The sequence below is a fragment of the Corallococcus sp. AB045 genome, assembly GCF_003668895.1.
GTDB lineage: Bacteria > Myxococcota > Myxococcia > Myxococcales > Myxococcaceae > Corallococcus > Corallococcus coralloides.
On the sequence record NZ_RAWN01000128.1, the window covers coordinates 1 to 16,603 of the forward strand.

Sequence of the window (16,603 nt, forward strand, 5' to 3'; positions counted from 1 at the left end):
GGGCCATGGGTGCGGGGGAGGGTACCGGCCCCATGGGGCGCCCACAACCCGCGAGGTCGCGGGCAGCCCGGCGGCCGGTCGCAAGCGCAAGCCCTTGCGAAGGGCAGGGCGCCATGCGACGTCGCACGCATGCGACTCACCCTGCACCGCGGCGTCAGCCTGGCCGTCCTCGCCTCCGCCCGCACGGAGGCCGACCATCACGAGGACCTGGGGTGCAGCATCCAGGGGCCCACCGCGCGCCCCGTGCGCCGCGCGCAGGTGCCGCTGAAGCGCCACATCGCCGCGCTGGGCCGCGAGGGTGCCCTGCGCGAAGCGGACGCGCTCATCCGCTGGCTGGAGGACACGCCTCGCTACGCCGCGCTCTGCCAGGGCACGAAGCGGCGCATGGGCCGGCGAGTGCTCCGCGAGGACGTCCTCTTCCCGGATCCGCTGCGCCACCGCCCGCGCGTGCTGCACCTGCGCCAGGACTCACTGGGGCTGGACGTGCCGGTGCGCGCGAAGGACTGGCCCGTGGTGGCGGACCTGTTCGCGTCGCTCGCTCGTGGCGCGACCCGGGAGGAGCTGCGCGCGCTGGCCACCGTGCCCGTCGTGGGCGAGCTGCTCGGCGACCTGTCGCAGGCCGGCTGGCTCGTGCGCCACATGGGGCCGGTGGACGTGCCGGGACCAGGGGCCCTCTTCGTGGGGCACAACACGGTGCTGGTGTCGGGCAGGGAAGGGCGCGTGCTGGTGGATCCGTACTTCCGCCCCACGGGCGAAGCGGACCTGCCCGGCTATGGCGCGTTGCAGGCGTCGGACCTGGGCCGGGTGGACGCGGTGGTCATCACCCATTCGCACGGGGACCACTTCCACCTGGGCTCGCTGCTGCCCCTGCCTCGCGACACGCGCATCTTCGTGCCGGCGGTGGCGCGCGAAAGCCTCTTCTCCACGGACTGCGCGCTGCGGCTGAAGCAGCTGGGCTTCACGCACGTGGAGCCCCTTCGCTGGGGCGAGACGCGGCAGGTGGGCGACGTGACGGTGCACGCGCTGCCCTTCCACGGCGAGCAGCCCACCGACGGCGAGGGGCCCCACCCGGACCTCTACAACGAGGGCAACACGTGGCTCGTGCGCTCGAAGGACTTCTCCGCCGCCTTCTTCGCGGACGCGGGCCATGACGTGCGCGGGGACATGGCCGCGGTGTGCCGCCGCGTGCGCAAGCAGCAGGGCCCGGTGGACGTGCTCTTCTGCGGCGTGCGCGGCTTCCGGCTGCCGCCCATCTTCTTCGGCTTCACCACGCTGGACGCGTTCCTCGTCAACGTGCCGCGCGACGCGCTCACCACGCCGCAGCGCCTGATGGCGGGCCCGGAGGAGGCGCTGCGCTACGGCGCGCTCCTGGGCGCCCGCTACGTGGTGCCCTGCGCGGACGGCGGCGCCCCCTGGTACTGGCGCGAGGGCATGGGGCCTCGCTACGACGGCTATCCGGGCGAGCCCGTCGAGGGCGCGAGCAACATGGACGAGAACCCGGACGCGGACCCGTATCCGGAGCGGCTGGCCGAGGTGCGCAAGGCTCGGGGCGAGGGGCCCGAGGCGCTCCTCCTGCGGCCCGGCGAGGCCCTGCGCTGGCGGGGCGCGCGGAAGCCGGAGGTGCTGAGCACGCCGGGCTTCGAGTGGCCGTTCGGCAACTGGCGCGAGGCCGCGCCTCAGCCGCGCAGCACGTCGCGGACACGCCAGAGGGAGACGAGGTAGAGCGCGGCCAGCACGGCGAGGCACGCGAGGCCCACGTTCACGTTCCAGTGGATGACGCGGCTGACGTTCCATCCGTACACGTCCACCAGGGCGCTGGGGTCGCTGAGGCCCGCGCCTTCGACGCGGCCGAAGGGGATGCGGTCCACGTTCGTGCGGGCCGACCACCACGTCTCGAAGCTGTCCATGAGCGCCGCCGCGCCGATGACGACGAAGCCCCAGCGCAGTTGATGCCGGTGGAGGTAGTGGCCCGGCGGCACGAAGAACGTGGCCATCAGCAGGGTGCCCAGCACCATCCGGCCCGCGTCGCCGCCGAAGTAGATGAGGGCGCGGGCCTGGGTAGGGGTGAGGCCGAACCTGCCCGCCCCGAGCGCCGCGAGCAGCACCACGCCCACGCCCATCCACGCCCACCGGCGGCGCTTCCAGCCCTGCCACACGAGCGCGCCCAGCAGGCCCGACAGCAGGATGACCATGGACGTCGAGCGCTCCTGCGACACGTGGGTCACCCAGAACGTGGGCGTGGCGGTGTAGCCGCAGAACCAGGCGGTGACGGCGTGCCCCAGCTCATGCACCGGCATGGTGAGGAAGGTGCGCATCAGGAAGTGGAAGAAGGGCGACTGGACCGCGAACCACGCTCCGACGAGCGCCACGGGAAGCACCGCCAGCCGCAGCCGCGCCTCCAGGGCACCGTCGCTCAGCCCCTCGTCCGGGTGGAAGGTGATGCCCTCCGTGGCCGCCTCCGGCGTGGGCTGCGCCGCCACCAGGGGCGAGACGAACGTGGGGACGGTGTGGGCTTCCAGCGCCTCGCGCAGGGCGGCCCGCTGGTCCTCGGCTTCCCGCTGGGCCGCCTCGCGGGCCTCGCGGTCACGGGCCTCGGCCTGACGGGTGGCGGCGCGTACTTCGGCTCGCAGGTAGATGACGCCGCACGCCGGGCACTCGGGCCCCGTCACGCGGGGGGCGCCACAGCGGGGACAGGACGCGGACGAGGGGCTCACAAGCCCTGCACTCTAGGTGCGCCGCGGATGGGACGAAAATCGCACCGCCGGGAACCCACGAGGCTCCCGGCGGCGGAGCGCGGGACTAGAAGCCGTAGTAGCTGCTGTAGTCCGTGCCGAACAGGTCGATGACCGTGACGCCCCACGAGTGCACGATGACGACGATGATCGTCTTGCGGAAGCGCGTGAGGTTCCAGTCGTTGATGGTCTGCTGCTGGATGCCCACGCTCATCGGCGAGCCGTAGCGCGCGGACTTCACCGCCGAGGGGAAGGTCTCGATGACCGTCGCGCGCTGCGCGACCTCCTTGCCGTCCTTGTCGATGAGGGTGGCGATGGCCTTGTACTTGCCCACCTGGATGTCTTCCGGCCTGGCGCGGACGTTCACCCGGTAGTGGCCCGCCGGGATGCCCGCCTCCTCGGCGTCGATGTAGACGAAGGCCGCGTCCACGCCCTTCTCGTACTCCGTGGCGGGGACCTTCTCGTAGCCCGCGATGCTCGTCGCCACGACGGTGGCCTTGTCCGTCGTGAGGGTGCCGATCTCCTCCTCGTTGAGCGCGACGCCCTGCTCCTTCGCGCCCTGCACCAACTCGGTCTTGAGCTCGGTGCAGGCGGCCGCGGCGGCCGACGCGTACCGGGACTCGCCCGCGAAGGCGGAGCCGGAGAGGAGGAGGGCGGCAACGAGGGAGGAGCGCATGAAGCGGGAGGTAATCATGGGGGACGGGGAACCAATCTCTTGGAGGGGACTGCGGTCACGGATGTCACGGACTCCGACACCGGCGGCTCCCTTGTGCAGTAGCGATGCCAATCCCTTTCACAGCCGCGTTCCACCCGGCTCCAGAGGGGAAACCCCCGGCTGTAACAATGTTTGAGACAATGGCTGTGACATGACGTGTTACGGCGCGGGCCCGACAATGACGTCCCGCGCTACAACCGGCGAGGAGTCCTTGACGTCCCCTGCCCGGAGCGCCGAAGTCGTGCCCATGGCTCAGGAGCTGGATACCCGCACCCGGGGGAGGACCGCGCGGGGGCGTCTGCGCGCACTGGACGCGTACCTGTGCCAGTTCGAGGCCCCGTTGCTCACGCGTGACGATGGCCCCTGGGCCCTCGCCGCCTTCGTGGACGTGGGCTTCGGTGAGCACCCGTGGACCACGCTGGAGAGCGCCGCCGCCTTGCGCGCGTTGAACCCGGAGCTGCCCGTGGTGGGCGTGGAGCTGGACCCCGAGCGCGCCACGGCCGCCGCGCGAAACCACGCGGATGCGCGCACGCACTTCCGCGAGGGCGGCTTCGCGCTCCCGCTGTCACCGGACGAACCCGCCCGCATGGTGCGCGCCATGAACCTCCTGCGCCAGGGAGCGCCGGAGCGCATCCCGGAGGCCCACCGCGCGATGTCGCGGCACCTGCTGCCCGGCGGGCTCCTGGTGGAAGGCTCCTCCGACACGGACGGCGCGGTGCTGGTGGCCCACCTGCTGCGCCGGACGCCGGAAACGGAAGCCCCCGCGCGCGAGGGCCTCCTCTTCCACACCGACTTCTCCCGGGGCTTCGCGCCGCTGCTCCTGCGCGACTGGCTGCCCCGCGACTTGCGCCGCCGCGTCCGCCCTGGCGACCCCATGCACGCCTTCTTCCAGGCGTGGGATGCGGCATGGAAGGCCGCGCGCGCGCAAGGACACACCTCGCCCCCGGACGCCTTCTCAGAGTCCGCCGTGCGCCTCGCGAGAACGACCCCAGGGGTCGCCACCGACGCGTGGCTCTTGACCCAAGGATTCCTGCGCTGGAGCCCGCCCGGTGGCACTCCGGCCTGAGCCCGCTCACTCCTTGGGGGTGCAATCATGCGGGTGCCGGTCCCAAGCGCCGCTGGAAAAGGTATTCTGTCGGGAATTCAGCTTCCGGCGGCCCCCCGATTCGCCAGAGGCAGACGGCTCGACATGAACAGGCACCTTCTGACGCTTCTCGCCGCGGGGCTGATGGCAAGCACCTCGTCCGCCGCCGGCCCGTCGACCTCCGAGCTTGGAGGGGGTCGTCTCGCGCAGCGTCCCCACCGCCAATCCCGTCGTTCCTCCGCGCGCGCGCGCCGCGAGGCCGACCCCGCGAAACTGGAGCAAGAGATGGAAGAGGCCGCCTACTCCGATGAGGCCCCCGCGGCCGTCATCGCGGCCCGGCCCCCCGCGTTGCTGTTCTCCGCCAACTTCTACGGCACCCTGGCCGCCGCCCGCTGTCTGGGCCGCCACGGCGTGGACGTGACGGTGGCGGACACCGGCCGTTTGGGGCCGGCCAGCTACTCGCGCTTCGTCAGCCGCCGCGTGCAGTGCCCGCCGGAGTCCCAGCCGGAGGCCTTCCTCCAGTGGCTGGTGGACTTCGGCCTGCGCGAGCCCGTCAAGCACGTGCTCTACCCGACGAGCGACGAGCTGGCGTGGCTCATCTCCGCGCACCGCTCCAAGCTGGAGGACCTCTTCCACCTCTACGACCCGGGCGTGGACGCGGTGTATGGCCTGCTCAACAAGCGCCGCCTCTACGAAGTGGGCACGGAGGTGGGCCTGCACCTGCCGCGCACCTGGTTCCCCCAGTCGGAAGAGGACCTGGAGCAGGTGCGCCGCGAGGCGAACTTCCCGGTGCTGCTCAAGCCCACCACGCAGATCCTCCACGCCACGCACCGCAAGGGCCAGCCGGTGTCCTCGCCGGACGACCTGGCGCGCGAGTACCGCGAGTTCGCGCGGGACACCTACGCGCCCATGCTCGTGAAGTTCGACCCGGCCGTGGTGAACCCCATGGTGCAGGAGTTCCACCCGGAGGCCGCTGAGGGCATCTACAGCCTCTCCGGCTTCGTGGATGAGTCCGGCGAGCTCTTCGAGGCCCGCGCCGCGATGAAGGTCCTCCAGCGTCCGCGCCGCCTGGGCGTGGGTGTCTGCTTCGAGTCCTCGCCGCTGCGCCCGGACCTGGTCGCGGGCCTCACCCGGCTGTGCAAGAAGCTGGGCTACCACGGCGTCTTCGAGGTGGAGTTCATCCAGACGAAGGACTCGTACCTCCTCATCGACTTCAACCCGCGCTTCTACGGGCAGATGGGCTTCGACATCGCGCGGGGGCTGCCCCTGCCGCTGCTCGCGTACCACGCGGCCACCGGGGACCGGGACGCGCTCAAGCGCGCGGTGGAGGACGCACGCGACGCCAGCGCCGCGCACGAGGACGCGGTGTTCTGCAACCGCATCGCGCTGGAGATGCTGCTCAACCTCCAGCGGCTGTCCGGCGCGCTGCCGGCGGACGAGGCCCGGCAGTGGCGGCAGTGGTTCAACACCCACAAGGCGACGGCGGTGGATCCGCTCATCGACCGGGACGACATGATGCCCGCGGCGGTGGAGCTGGCCACCATCTCCTACGGGGCCGCGCGCCACCCCCGCGCCTTCCTGCGGATGATGGTCTTCAACCGCTAGAAGGGCCGTCAGCCCGCGGCGCGAGGGGCCGCGGGCACCGGATCATCGAAGGTGATCAGGTCCTCGTGCGTCTCCGCGCGGCGCAGGCGCCGCACCTTCCCTCCCTCCACGCCCACGATGGCCGGCTGCGGGAAGGAGAAGGACGTGCCGAAGGGCACGAAGTACGCGCCCGCGTCCATGATGGCCAGCGTGTCGCCCACCTTCAGCTCCGGCAGCCGCACCGCGTGGTACAGCGTGTCCGCCGGGGTGCAGATGGGGCCCACCACCGTGTACGCCCGGTGCGCGGGCGCGGCCGGCTGCTCCACGTGGAAGAGCTGGTGGTACTCGTTGCGCACGCATTCGGCGTGGTTGATGCCCATGTCGAGCACCGCCCACGTCCGCTCGCCGCCATCCTTGAGAGCATGCACGCGGCCCAGCAGGAGCTGCGTGTTGCCCGTCATCGCGCGGCCCGGCTCCAGGAAGATGCGCGGGCGCTTGCGGCCCTTCTTCGCGTAGTGCGCCTCCACCTGGGCCACCACCTTCGCCACGTACCGCTCGATGGAGAGCGCCGCCGCGAAGTCCGGCGCGGGCAGGTCGCGCTGGAAGGTGAGGTTGAGCCGCCAGTCCCGCTGCTCGATGTGCTCCACCGTCGGCGTGCAGAGGCTGCCGCCCAGGTCCAGCACCTCCAGGTCCAACCCCAGCTCGCGGTGCAGCTCGTCCGCGAAGTCCAGCACCGCGCCGACGAAGCCCTCCAGCTCCGCTTCCGTGCGGATCAGCTCGCCCCGGTGCGCGTGCAGGCCCACCACGTCCAGGTTCCCGCAGGCCATCGCCTGCCGGTACGCCGCCATCGCCTGGCCTCCCGCGATGGGCGTGCCGAACTGCGACGTCCAGCCCGACATCGTCGTCACCCGCACGGCCACGCGCGGGCGCTTGCCCAGCTCCGCCGCGTGGCGTGAGAAGACGTCCAGCTCCTCGCGGTGGTTCGCGGCCAGCAGGCCGATGCCCCGGGTGATGGACTCGCGGATGGACGCGTCCGACTTCACCGGGCCGTTGTAGACGATGCGCTCCGGCGCCACGCCCAGCTTGAGCGCGAGCCAGAGCTCATAGGCGGAAATCACTTCCGCGCCCACGCCGCGCGCGTGCAGCGCGGACAGCACGCCCGGCACGGGGTTGGTCTTGTACGAGTAATACACCTCGCAGCCGCCCGCCGCGCCCGGGGGCACCGCCTGGAACGCGTCCGCGTTGCGGTGCAGCGCCGCCAGGTGCACCACGTGCAGCGGCGAGCCGTACTCATGGGCCAGCTGGGACAGCGACACGCCCTCCAGGAAGAGGCCCTGGCCGCCGCGGGACTCCAGGCCCCACGTCTCCGGGGGGAGGAAGGCGCGCGCGGGGGCCATCGCGCGCTGCACGACGGGCCCCAGGGTCTGCTTCAACTGGCGCTTGGCGGTTCCAACGAGGCGACGACGCAGGCTCACGGGGAGAGGCCCTTTCAGGAATCGCTTACGGCAGCTTGAGGGGGAGGTAGCGCGTGAGGCCGAAGCGGCCCTTGAGCGCGCGCGTGGCCATCTGCAGGAGCCGGTACTCCAGCTCGCCGTGCTCGCGCCGGTACTTGTTGTGGATGATGGCGTTGGACTCCGCCACGGACTTCTCCACCTTCGCGCCTGTCTTGCCCAGGTCGTTCATCAGCGACGGCTTGCCCACCCGGTAGTTGAGGATGGGCCGGTTCACGTAGACGTGGCCATAGCGGCGGATGCCGCGCATGTAGAAGTCCACGTCCTCGTAGACGGGGATGTTCGGATCGAACCCGCCCAGGGGCTGGAAGTATTCGCGGCGCACCATGCACGCGGAGTTCACGTACAGCGTGCCCAGGAACAGGATGTGCGCCACCGTCCACGCACTGTTGGGCGTGGTGGCCCCCACCTGCGCCACGCGCTCGAAGTAGGTGCTCTTGTCCTCCAGCCACTCCGGGTCCTCGCTGAAGGGCACCACCCAGCCCACCGCGACGCCCGCGTCCGGCCGCGCGTCCAGCGCCGACACCATGGCCTTGAGCGCCCCTTCGGCGAGCATGTCGTCGTCGTCCAGGAAGTGCAGGTAGCGGCCCTTCGCCAGCGTGGCGCCGTGGTTGCGCACCAGCGCGGGGCGCCCCTTGGACGGCACCTCCTGCTTGAAGTAACGCACGCGGGCATCACCAATGCCCTGCACCGCGTCCCGGGCCGTGCCCTCCGCGGAGTCATCCAGGACGATCACCTCCACCTGGACGCCTTCTTGACGCAGCGCGGAGTGGATGGCCTCCACCACGTCCTTCTCGCGCTTGTACGTGGGCATCACCACTGAGACGTCGACGGATGACATAGGCCCCGGTTTATACCGGTGGGGCCCCACGACTGAGAAGCCAGCCGGGCCCTCCGCGCGTGGGGCATTGCGCCCCGGCCCCTGTGTCGGGTGTTACCCGCCCGCTGTCCGGGGAAGCGAACGCGGGAGGCCGTCTCCCGGTTTCTCGGAAGTTTCTACGGCCCCGGCAGGGGGCGGACCGGAAAAAATCACGGTCGGATCGCGACAGGGCTGCCACACCGTGGCCCCCTGGCCACGGGTTTTTCAGTAGCTGGCGACGGCGAAATCGAAGGCGTCCAGGTCGTCCACGACGTCGGCTCCGGCGGCGGAGTGGAAGGCGTCATCCTCCTCGAAGAAGGCGTCGCCCGAGAGGGGGCCGTCCGCCTCGTCGGGGTCCAGCGGCAGCCATCCGGGATGCAGTTCCTCGCGGGCCATGTGCGTTCGTCCTCTTCCGCAAGTGGTACGGCTTCAGTCGGTGACTTGCAGCCGTTGTGCCACTTCCTGGATACGGAACGGCCCGCACCGGCGGGTCGTTTCCGACGAAAGGTGGGTCGCCGGACGGGCAGGCATGGCTTGACGCCGGAGCCTGGGGCCGACAGGAAGGGAACACCGATGGCCGTCCTGCTGGCACACGAAATCGAAGATCCGCGCCCGTGCAGCTATCTGCCGGGGCGGGAGGCGTCCCTGGAGACGCTGCTGATGCGCAACGTGACGGCGCAGGAGTACGAGCACCTGCTGGTGCGCGGATGGCGCCGCTTCGGCCCGCAGTACTTCCGGCCCGCCTGCGCGTCGTGCCACGAGTGCGTGTCCCTGCGCGTGCCGGTGGCGGGCTTCACGCCCAACCGCAGCCAGCGCCGGGCCCGCGCCGCGTGCGCGCACCTGCGCGTGGAGGTAGGCCCGCCGCGCGTGGACGAGGAGCGCCTGACGCTGTACCGCGCGTGGCACGCGGATCGTGAGTCGTCCCGGGACTGGGAGTCCTCCGAGCTGGGGGCGCGCGAGTATTCGCTCCAGTTCGCCTTCCCGCACCCGTCCGCGCGCGAGGTGGCCTGGTACGACGACAGCGACCCGGCGGGCCCGAAGCTGGTGGGGCTGGGCCTGTGCGACGAGACGCCGCACGCGTGGAGCGCGGTGTACTTCTTCTACGACCCGGCCTACGCGCGGCTGTCCCTGGGCAAGGCGAGCGTGCTGTTTCAGGTGGAGCTGGCGCGCGAGCGGGGCATCCCCTACGTGTACCTGGGCTACCGCGTCCTGGCGTGCGACTCACTGCGCTACAAGGCCGGCTTCCGCCCGCATGAGCTGCTGGAGGGCCGCCCCGCGCTGGATGCGCCGCCCGAGTGGCGTGTCGCGGCGGCTGACGCGCCAGCAACCGCGGCTGACGCGCCGGAGCTGGTGGGCCCCTCGGATGTGGTGGTCAGGAGCCGCTGAGCAGCGCCGCGTCGAAGAAGTCGCGCAGGTGGTGCGCGTACTCCTCCGGGGCCTTCTTCGCGTACTCGCCGTGGTGCGCGCCGGGCACCACCCAGTAGGACTTGGGTTCGCACGCGGCCTGGAAGAGCGCGTCCTGGAGGAACGCGGGTGCGTACTCGTCGACGTCGCCGTTGATCAGCAGCAGCGGCCGGCCCTTCAAATCACACAGGCGCTTCATGGGGTCCACCGCGTCCACGTCCACGCCGGACAGGCGCAGGGTCCAGAGCGCGGGCTGGGCGCTCAGCGGACCCCACCTGCCGTAGCTGTAGCGCGTGTCCGCCTCCAGCGACGGGTACGCGCCCGCGGCGGCCACCGCCTTGAGGCGTTCGTCCTCGAGGGCCGCCAGCATCGCGGTGGTGCCGCCCATGGAGAAGCCCAGCACGCCCAGGCGGGACGGATCCACGTCGTCGCGGCGCGAGACGAAGTCCACCGCCGCGCGCAGGTCCTCGCGCTCGCGGTCGCCCCAGGTCACCAGGTCGCCCTCGCTCTCCCCGTGGCCGCGCGAGTCGAAGAGCAGCACGCCATAGCCCGCGCGTGAGAGCACCTCCGCCTCGAAGAGCATCTGCGTGCGGTTCTCCGCGAAGCCGTGCATCACCACCACCGCCGCGCGGTTATGCGATGGCAGGTACCAGCCGCGCAGCGTCAGGCCGTCCCGCGTGTGCAGCACCACGTCCGTGCGCTCCGCGAGCACGCCTCCCGCCACCGGCTTCAAAGGCTGGCGCGCGGGGTGCAAGACAGCGCGTGCGGCGCGGACATTGCGGTACGCGATGAAGGCCGCCACCGCGAGCACGCCCAGAAGGGCGAGCGCGATGAAACGGGCGGGACGGGGGTGGATGGGGCTTTTCACGAGGATGGATTGTGAGCCTATACCCGGAATCCAGTTCCTGGCAGTCGGCCCCCGGACTCGTTGAGTCCCCAAGCAATGAACCGCACCCGCTGACGCGCCAAGCGCCTCTTGACGCGTCAATGCTGGAGCTTGCCCGGCAGGACGCAGTGCGGCTGTTTCAACGATGTATCAGTGGGCCGGTGAAGGCCGCTGTTTCGAAATGGCGTTGGCGCCCCCGGGAGATCCACCGGCAGGCCGGCGTGCAACTGTCTCCTGGGTGGCGGCGACGGGTGACCTTCGCTACCTATCGCACGGTGCGTGGGATATTGATCAGCGACCAACTCCAGGGGTGGGCTCGCCGGACACTCGTACGCCGGGCGGGAGAGCAAAAAATCGCTTCTTACCGGGAATCCCAGACATTGGAACTGCAGGCGCGGCAAGAGATCGCGGTCCCGGCCCCAGGGCGGCGGCGGCGCGTGTTGTTCACGCTCGTCTTCATGGGGACGGGGGGCATCGAGCGCTCCGTGTGCAACGTGTTGGCGGGCCTGGACCGGGAGCGGTTCGACCCTTCGTTGTTCTTCCACCACGGGCCGCCGCCGCCGGACACCCGCGGGCGCATCCCCGCGGACGTGCCCATCTCCTGGGGCGTGGGCGTGGAGGCCTACCGGCGCCGGGAGCTGCCGCGGATGCTCTGGCGGCTTTTCCAGGAAGCGCGCAAGGCGGACATCATCGTCTCCGGGCAGGAGGGCAGGGCGGCCCTGCTGGCGCGGATGGCGGGAGCCCTGCTGGGCAAGCCGGTGTTGGGGATGGTGCACTTCGACTGGGGGGCGTTCCACCGGGAGCAGCCGAAGCGCCAGCTCTGGGGCCTGAAGGTGCTCTACCCGGGCATGGACCGCATCGTGGCGTGCGGCTACGACTCCGCGAAGGCGTTCGCGGAGCTGGTGAACGTGGACCGCGACCGGCTGGAGGTCATCCCCAACTTCGTCGACGCGGACCGCGTTCGCGCCGCGGCGGACGCTCCCCTGCCCGCGTGGGCGGTGCCGGTGTTCAAGAAGCCGGTGATCATCGCGGTGGGGCGGCTGGAGCCGCAGAAGTCCTTCGACATGCTCATCCGCGCGCACGCCCGGATGCGGGCGGACGGGACGGACACGAACCTGCTCATCCTGGGAGTGGGCTCGCTGGAGGCGGAGCTCAAGGCGCTGGTCGCGGAACTGGGCGTGGAGTCTTCCGTGTTCATGCCGGGCTACGCGGAGAACCCGCACGCGCTGATGCGGCGGGCCACGGCGTTCGCCCTGTCCTCGCGCTTCGAGGGCCTGCCCATGGTGATGCTGGAGGCGCTCGCGCTGGGCTGCCCCATCGTCAGCACGGACTGCCCCTCCGGCCCCGCGGAGGCCCTGGACGGGGGGCGGGCGGGGGTGCTGGTGCCCATGGGGGACGACGCCGCCATGGCCCAGGCCCTGGGGCGGGTGGTGACGGACGCGAAGTGGCGCGAAGGGCTTCGCCAGCGGGCCCTGGACCGGGCGGACGAATTGTCGGCCGAACGGGCGCTCAAGGCCTGGGAGTCGTTGCTGGCCGAGGTCTGAGCGGGCTGGCTCCCGGAGCGTGGGGGGGACGGGTCAGGAAAACCTTGCTCCCCTTGTCCCGCTTCCAAGAGGATTCGCACCATCATGACGACGACGAACGAGACGCAGGGCCTCAACTTCCTCCAGGAAGTCGTTGAGGAGGACCGGCGGACGGGAAAGCACGGCGGACGCGTGCACACCCGCTTCCCGCCCGAGCCCAATGGCTACCTCCACATCGGCCACGCCAAGGCCATCGCGCTGAACTTCGGGCTGGCGCAGCAGTATGGCGGCAAGTGCAACCTGCGCCTCGACGACACCAACCCGCTCACCGAGGACACGGACTACGTGGAGTCCATCCAGCGCGACGTGCGCTGGCTCGGGTTCGACTGGGACGACCGGCGCTTCTTCGCGTCCGACTACTTCGACCGGCTCTACGCCTTCGCGGAGCAGCTGATCTCGCAGGGCCAGGCCTACGTGTGCAGCCTGTCGCCGGAGGAGATTTCCCAGTACCGCGGCAACTTCACCACGCCGGGCAAGGACAGCCCGTACCGCACGCGCACGGTGGAGGAGAACCTGGACCTGTTCCGCCGGATGAAGGCGGGCGAGTTCCCGGACGGCAAGCACACGCTGCGCGCCAAAATCGACATGACGTCGTCGAACCCCGTGCTGCGCGACCCGCCCATCTACCGCATCCGGCACGCGCACCACCACCGCACGGGCGACAAGTGGTGCATCTACCCGCTCTACGACTTCGCGCACTGTCTGTCGGACGCCATCGAGGGCATCACGCACTCCGTCTGTACGCTGGAGTTCGAGAACCGGCGCGTGCTGTACGACTGGATCGTCGACGCGCTGATCAAAGGCGACCGGCCCAACCAGTACGAGTTCGCGCGGCTGAACCTCACCTACGCGGTGATGAGCAAGCGCAAGCTGCTCCAGATGGTGCAGGAGAAGCGCGTCTCCGGCTGGGATGATCCGCGCATGCTGACCATCAGCGGCCTGCGCCGCCGGGGCTACACGCCCGCGTCGCTGCGCGACTTCGCGAAGCGCATCGGCGTGAGCAAGTCCGACAGCCTCATCGACATGGGCGTGCTGGAGCTGTCCATCCGGGACGACCTCAACGAGACGGCGCCGCGCGCCATGGCCGTCCTGCGTCCGCTCAAGGTGGTGCTGGAGAACTACCCGGAGGGCCAGACGGAGGAACTGGAGACGGCGAACCACCCGAAGCGCGAGGACATGGGCACGCGCAAGGTGCCGTTCATGCGCGAGCTCTACATCGAGGCGGACGACTTCCAGGAGGTGCCGGAGAAGGGCTTCTTCCGCCTGGCGCCGGGCAAGGAGGTGCGCCTGCGCTCCGCGTACTTCATCAAGTGCGAGAAGGTCATCAAGGACGCGGCGGGCAACATCACGGAGCTGCGCTGCACCTACGATCCGGCCACGCGCGGTGGCGACTCGCCGGACGGCCGCAAGGTGAAGGGCACGCTGCACTGGGTGCCGGGCAACGCGCCCGTGGCGCAGGTGCGGCTGTTCGACCGGCTCTTCTCGGTGGAGTCGCCGGACAAGGACGAGACCAAGGACTTCAAGGAGTTCCTCAACCCGAACAGCCTGGAGACCCTCACCGGCGCGCGCGTGGAGCCGATGCTCGCGGACGCGAAGCCGGGCGACCGCTTCCAGTTCGAGCGCCTGGGCTACTTCTGCGCGGACGCGGTGGACTCCAAGCCGGGCGCGCCCGTCTTCAACCGCACGGTGACGCTGAAGGACTCGTGGGTGAAGGAGCAGAAGAAGTAGGGCGCTCCTCTCCCCGCTGAAGCTTCACGGAGGCCCCGGGTGGAAGCACCTGGGGCTTCGTCGTTTCGAACCCTCCCTGGTGGGTGATGGCGGGCCGTGGAGCGGGTGCTCCAGGCTGGAAGGGGCACTTCCGCCTCTTTCCGCCGGAGCGCGTCCCGCCATGATGCTCCAACCGTTGCCTCGCCCCCATCCTCCGCCGACACAAGCCGAGGTGGTGGCCATTGGCCGCATGCAGGACGCGCCCCTGCGCAACCTGCACATCACCCACACGTACCACGTGCTGAAGGTGTGCTTCGCGGGCGTGCTGGGGGAGGTGGATCAGTCGTGGTGCGGCTTCTCCACCTGGGCGTCGAAGACGGCGGGGACCTTCATCCGCAAGGAGATGGTGGCAGTGCTGGAGCGGGACATGCTCTCCCGCGCGGAGGCCGTGATGCGCGGGCTTGGCGTGACGCAGGCCCGGCTGCTGGGGTCGTGGGGCCTGCCGTCGGGCGTGGCCACCGTGCTGTCGCGCGCCATGGACCCGGTGATGAGCGTGGTGTCGAAGCACATCGCGCAAGGCAACCTGCTGGTGTTCCAGGAGCTGGGACCGCTCTACACGGCGATGCTGGAGCACTTCACCGGGCCTGGAGCGAAGAGCCCCGCCGCGCTGGAGCGCGTGGTGGCCGTGCTGAAGCCGGGGCCGCTGGAGTCCGGGGGGCAGGAGTTGCTCATCCGCGCGGTGCGCGCGTACCACGAAGCCCTGGGCCTCACGCGCACCAAGGACCGGGCGGAGCGCGTGCTCCTGGCCAACGCGTTGGTGGGCTACCACGAGCAGGTGCGCCTGCAGGAGCCCATCGTCGGGGCGCTGGGGGCGCCGCTGAAGGAGCTGTTCCTGGACCACCTGCGGGAGCTGCTGCGGGCGCGCGGGCACGGGATGCCGGAGCCCTGGCGGGTCGCGCTCTTCACGCCGCTGGCGGACCGGCTGGAGCGCTGCTGGCGCGAGCTGATGACGCGCGAGTTGATGACCATGGAGCTGCCGGACCGGACGCTGCGGCTGGGCGAGGACATCCCGGCGCTCTCCGCCGCGGCGGACTTCCCGCCGGACCTGATGCGGCTGGAGCACCCGGAGCTGTGCGCCCTGCTGAAGCAGTTGGACCGGACGCCGGACGACACGGCGGGCAGCGCGGCGCGGGACTGGGGCTCGGTGAAGGACCGGATGAACCTCATCGTGGACCTGTTCCGCTCGCGCCAACAGGACCGCGTCCTCTACCAACCGCCCTTCACGCCCGCGCAGGTGGAGGCCTTCCAGCAGGGCCGGATGCCTACCGGAAAGCTATGAGCGGGGCGGCGTCTCGCGGGTCATCTCCACCATGGTGGGACGCCAGCCCAACCGTGCGAACAGGCGTTGCGCGGCTTCGTTCTTCGCGGCGGTGTGGAGCACGACGCGCGGCGCTCCCATCTCCGTGAGCCGCCGCACCATGGCCTCCGCGAGCAGCTGGCCGGTGCCGGTGCCGCGCGCCTTCTCCTCCACCCAGATGTCGTGCAGGGCGCCGCACTTGTCGAGGAGCATGTTCCAGTCCACGCCCTCCATCCGGCCGTAGCAGTAGCCCACCACTTCGCCGTCCAGCTCGGCCACGAGCACCACGGCCTCCTGCGGACGGCGCGCCTCCTTGCCCAGCCACCAGCGGTAGCCGGACTCGACGTCGTCCGGGACCATGAAGCGCTGCGGGTCGAAGCCGTGGTGCTGGCGCGCGAGCGCCGCGCCCATGCGGCCCAGCGCGGGCGCGTCCGGGTCCTTCGCGGGGCGGATGGTGACGGGCATGCGTTCTCCAGGGAGCGGGTGTCCGCTCCAGGTTGCGCATCGTGGGCCGCGCCTGTCGAAGGCTTCCTCGGGAAAATGCTCAGCCGGCCACGCGGACGGGCGGCCTTGCGTCGTCTAGCGGGCCTTCGCGCGCATCCGCGGTGCGGCGTCCCTGGCGTCGCGCAGGCTGGAGCGGGCCAGCTCCACCAGGCCCCAGGCGGCCACGAGCGCGAACACCGCGCCTCCCAGCGCCAACACGTAGTTCACGAGGCCCGTGTCGCCACACTGGAGGCACGCCACGGACGGGTCCTCCGGCTCGTAGTGCAGCGTCACCGGGGCGCCGGCCGCGTAGTGGTGCGACACCGCCTGCGCCTCCGCGAGCCCGCCGGCGCCGTGGCCGTCGAAGGCCACCGTGTCGGAGGTGTACGGGATGCCGTTCACCTCGTAGCGGTAGCTCACGTCCGGGCGGAAGCTCACCGCGCGCTTGCTGCGCAAGGTCTCCACGCGGGAGCTCACCACGGTGCCCTGCACGGTGGGCCAGTCCCTGCTCACCTTCGAGCGGTACACCATCCGGCCGCCCGCGAACGCCAGCGCCACGCCGATGCCCAGCAGGGCCAGCCCCATCAGCCACTTCATCATCGTTCGAGTCCTTGCATGCCTCCCGCCGCGCTGCCCGGGGCGGAGAAGACGAATCCCCTGGGGGAGTGCAGCCCCCGGGCCAGGGCCTCCACCCCGGA

Annotated in this window: 15 protein-coding genes; 7 read left to right on the forward strand and 8 right to left on the reverse strand. The window is 70.9% G+C overall.

Annotated features, from left to right (window positions below):
* The first annotated feature begins 129 nt into the window (after positions 1–129).
* On the forward strand, positions 130–1,722 hold the full coding sequence (locus tag D7Y21_RS26700; protein ID WP_120563480.1) for an MBL fold metallo-hydrolase: 1,593 nt from the start codon (positions 130–132) through the stop codon (positions 1,720–1,722).
* Here D7Y21_RS26700 and D7Y21_RS26705 read toward each other — a convergent pair.
* Entirely contained in the window at positions 1,677–2,669 is a 993-nt protein-coding gene (locus tag D7Y21_RS26705) for a hypothetical protein (RefSeq protein ID WP_121716525.1), read from the reverse strand. The genes D7Y21_RS26700 and D7Y21_RS26705 overlap by 46 nt on opposite strands.
* Before the next feature lie 130 nt (positions 2,670–2,799).
* A complete protein-coding gene (locus tag D7Y21_RS26710; RefSeq protein ID WP_120563478.1) occupies positions 2,800–3,408 on the reverse strand; it encodes a hypothetical protein in 609 nt (202 codons plus the stop codon).
* Between the two features lie 286 nt (positions 3,409–3,694).
* Here D7Y21_RS26710 and D7Y21_RS26715 point away from each other — a divergent pair, with 286 nt between their 5' ends.
* Both D7Y21_RS26715 and D7Y21_RS26720 read left to right on the forward strand, forming a co-directional pair.
* The gene (locus D7Y21_RS26715) at positions 3,695–4,513 is read left to right on the forward strand and encodes a class I SAM-dependent methyltransferase (RefSeq protein WP_121716543.1); all 819 of its coding nucleotides are present in this window, start codon (positions 3,695–3,697) and stop codon (positions 4,511–4,513) included.
* A gap of 303 nt (positions 4,514–4,816) precedes the next feature.
* On the forward strand, positions 4,817–6,136 hold the full coding sequence (locus D7Y21_RS26720; protein ID WP_199724305.1) for a carbamoyl-phosphate synthase: 1,320 nt from the start codon (positions 4,817–4,819) through the stop codon (positions 6,134–6,136).
* An 8-nt stretch (positions 6,137–6,144) separates the two neighbouring features.
* Here the strand turns inward: D7Y21_RS26720 and D7Y21_RS26725 are convergent, their stop codons facing one another.
* The 3 genes from D7Y21_RS26725 to D7Y21_RS42315 form a co-directional block, all read right to left on the reverse strand.
* Positions 6,145–7,590, reverse strand: a complete 1,446-nt coding sequence (locus tag D7Y21_RS26725; RefSeq protein ID WP_121716528.1) for a pyridoxal-dependent decarboxylase — start codon at positions 7,588–7,590, stop codon at positions 6,145–6,147.
* Positions 7,591–7,615: 25 nt separating this feature from the next.
* Positions 7,616–8,467: a glycosyltransferase family 2 protein gene (locus tag D7Y21_RS26730; RefSeq protein WP_120563475.1), complete on the reverse strand. Its 852-nt coding sequence runs from the start codon at positions 8,465–8,467 to the stop codon at positions 7,616–7,618.
* Between the two features lie 243 nt (positions 8,468–8,710).
* Positions 8,711–8,881 carry a hypothetical protein gene (locus tag D7Y21_RS42315; protein ID WP_158619263.1) on the reverse strand — a complete coding sequence of 57 codons (171 nt, stop codon included), beginning with the start codon at positions 8,879–8,881 and terminating at the stop codon, positions 8,711–8,713.
* A 177-nt stretch (positions 8,882–9,058) separates the two neighbouring features.
* Here D7Y21_RS42315 and D7Y21_RS26740 point away from each other — a divergent pair, with 177 nt between their 5' ends.
* Positions 9,059–9,871, forward strand: a complete 813-nt coding sequence (locus D7Y21_RS26740; protein ID WP_120563474.1) for an arginyltransferase — start codon at positions 9,059–9,061, stop codon at positions 9,869–9,871.
* Here D7Y21_RS26740 and D7Y21_RS26745 read toward each other — a convergent pair.
* Positions 9,858–10,757, reverse strand: a complete 900-nt coding sequence (locus D7Y21_RS26745) for an alpha/beta hydrolase (RefSeq protein WP_121716530.1) — start codon at positions 10,755–10,757, stop codon at positions 9,858–9,860. The two genes, D7Y21_RS26740 and D7Y21_RS26745, sit on opposite strands and share 14 nt — an antisense overlap.
* A 455-nt stretch (positions 10,758–11,212) precedes the next feature.
* Here D7Y21_RS26745 and D7Y21_RS26750 point away from each other — a divergent pair, with 455 nt between their 5' ends.
* The 3 genes from D7Y21_RS26750 (at position 11,213) to D7Y21_RS26760 (ending at position 15,404) form a co-directional block, all read left to right on the forward strand.
* Positions 11,213–12,319: a glycosyltransferase gene (locus D7Y21_RS26750; RefSeq protein WP_121716531.1), complete on the forward strand. Its 1,107-nt coding sequence runs from the start codon at positions 11,213–11,215 to the stop codon at positions 12,317–12,319.
* An 84-nt stretch (positions 12,320–12,403) separates the two neighbouring features.
* Positions 12,404–14,086, forward strand: a complete 1,683-nt coding sequence (locus D7Y21_RS26755) for a glutamine--tRNA ligase/YqeY domain fusion protein (RefSeq protein WP_120563471.1) — start codon at positions 12,404–12,406, stop codon at positions 14,084–14,086.
* A 160-nt stretch (positions 14,087–14,246) separates the two neighbouring features.
* On the forward strand, positions 14,247–15,404 hold the full coding sequence (locus tag D7Y21_RS26760; RefSeq protein WP_147469386.1) for a hypothetical protein: 1,158 nt from the start codon (positions 14,247–14,249) through the stop codon (positions 15,402–15,404).
* Here the strand turns inward: D7Y21_RS26760 and D7Y21_RS26765 are convergent.
* Positions 15,399–15,887 carry a GNAT family N-acetyltransferase gene (locus D7Y21_RS26765; protein WP_121716533.1) on the reverse strand — a complete coding sequence of 163 codons (489 nt, stop codon included), beginning with the start codon at positions 15,885–15,887 and terminating at the stop codon, positions 15,399–15,401. The genes D7Y21_RS26760 and D7Y21_RS26765 overlap by 6 nt on opposite strands.
* A 114-nt stretch (positions 15,888–16,001) precedes the next feature.
* Positions 16,002–16,505, reverse strand: coding sequence for a DUF3592 domain-containing protein (locus D7Y21_RS26770; RefSeq protein ID WP_121716534.1), 504 nt, complete (start codon positions 16,503–16,505; stop codon positions 16,002–16,004).
* Positions 16,506–16,603: the final 98 nt, after the last annotated feature.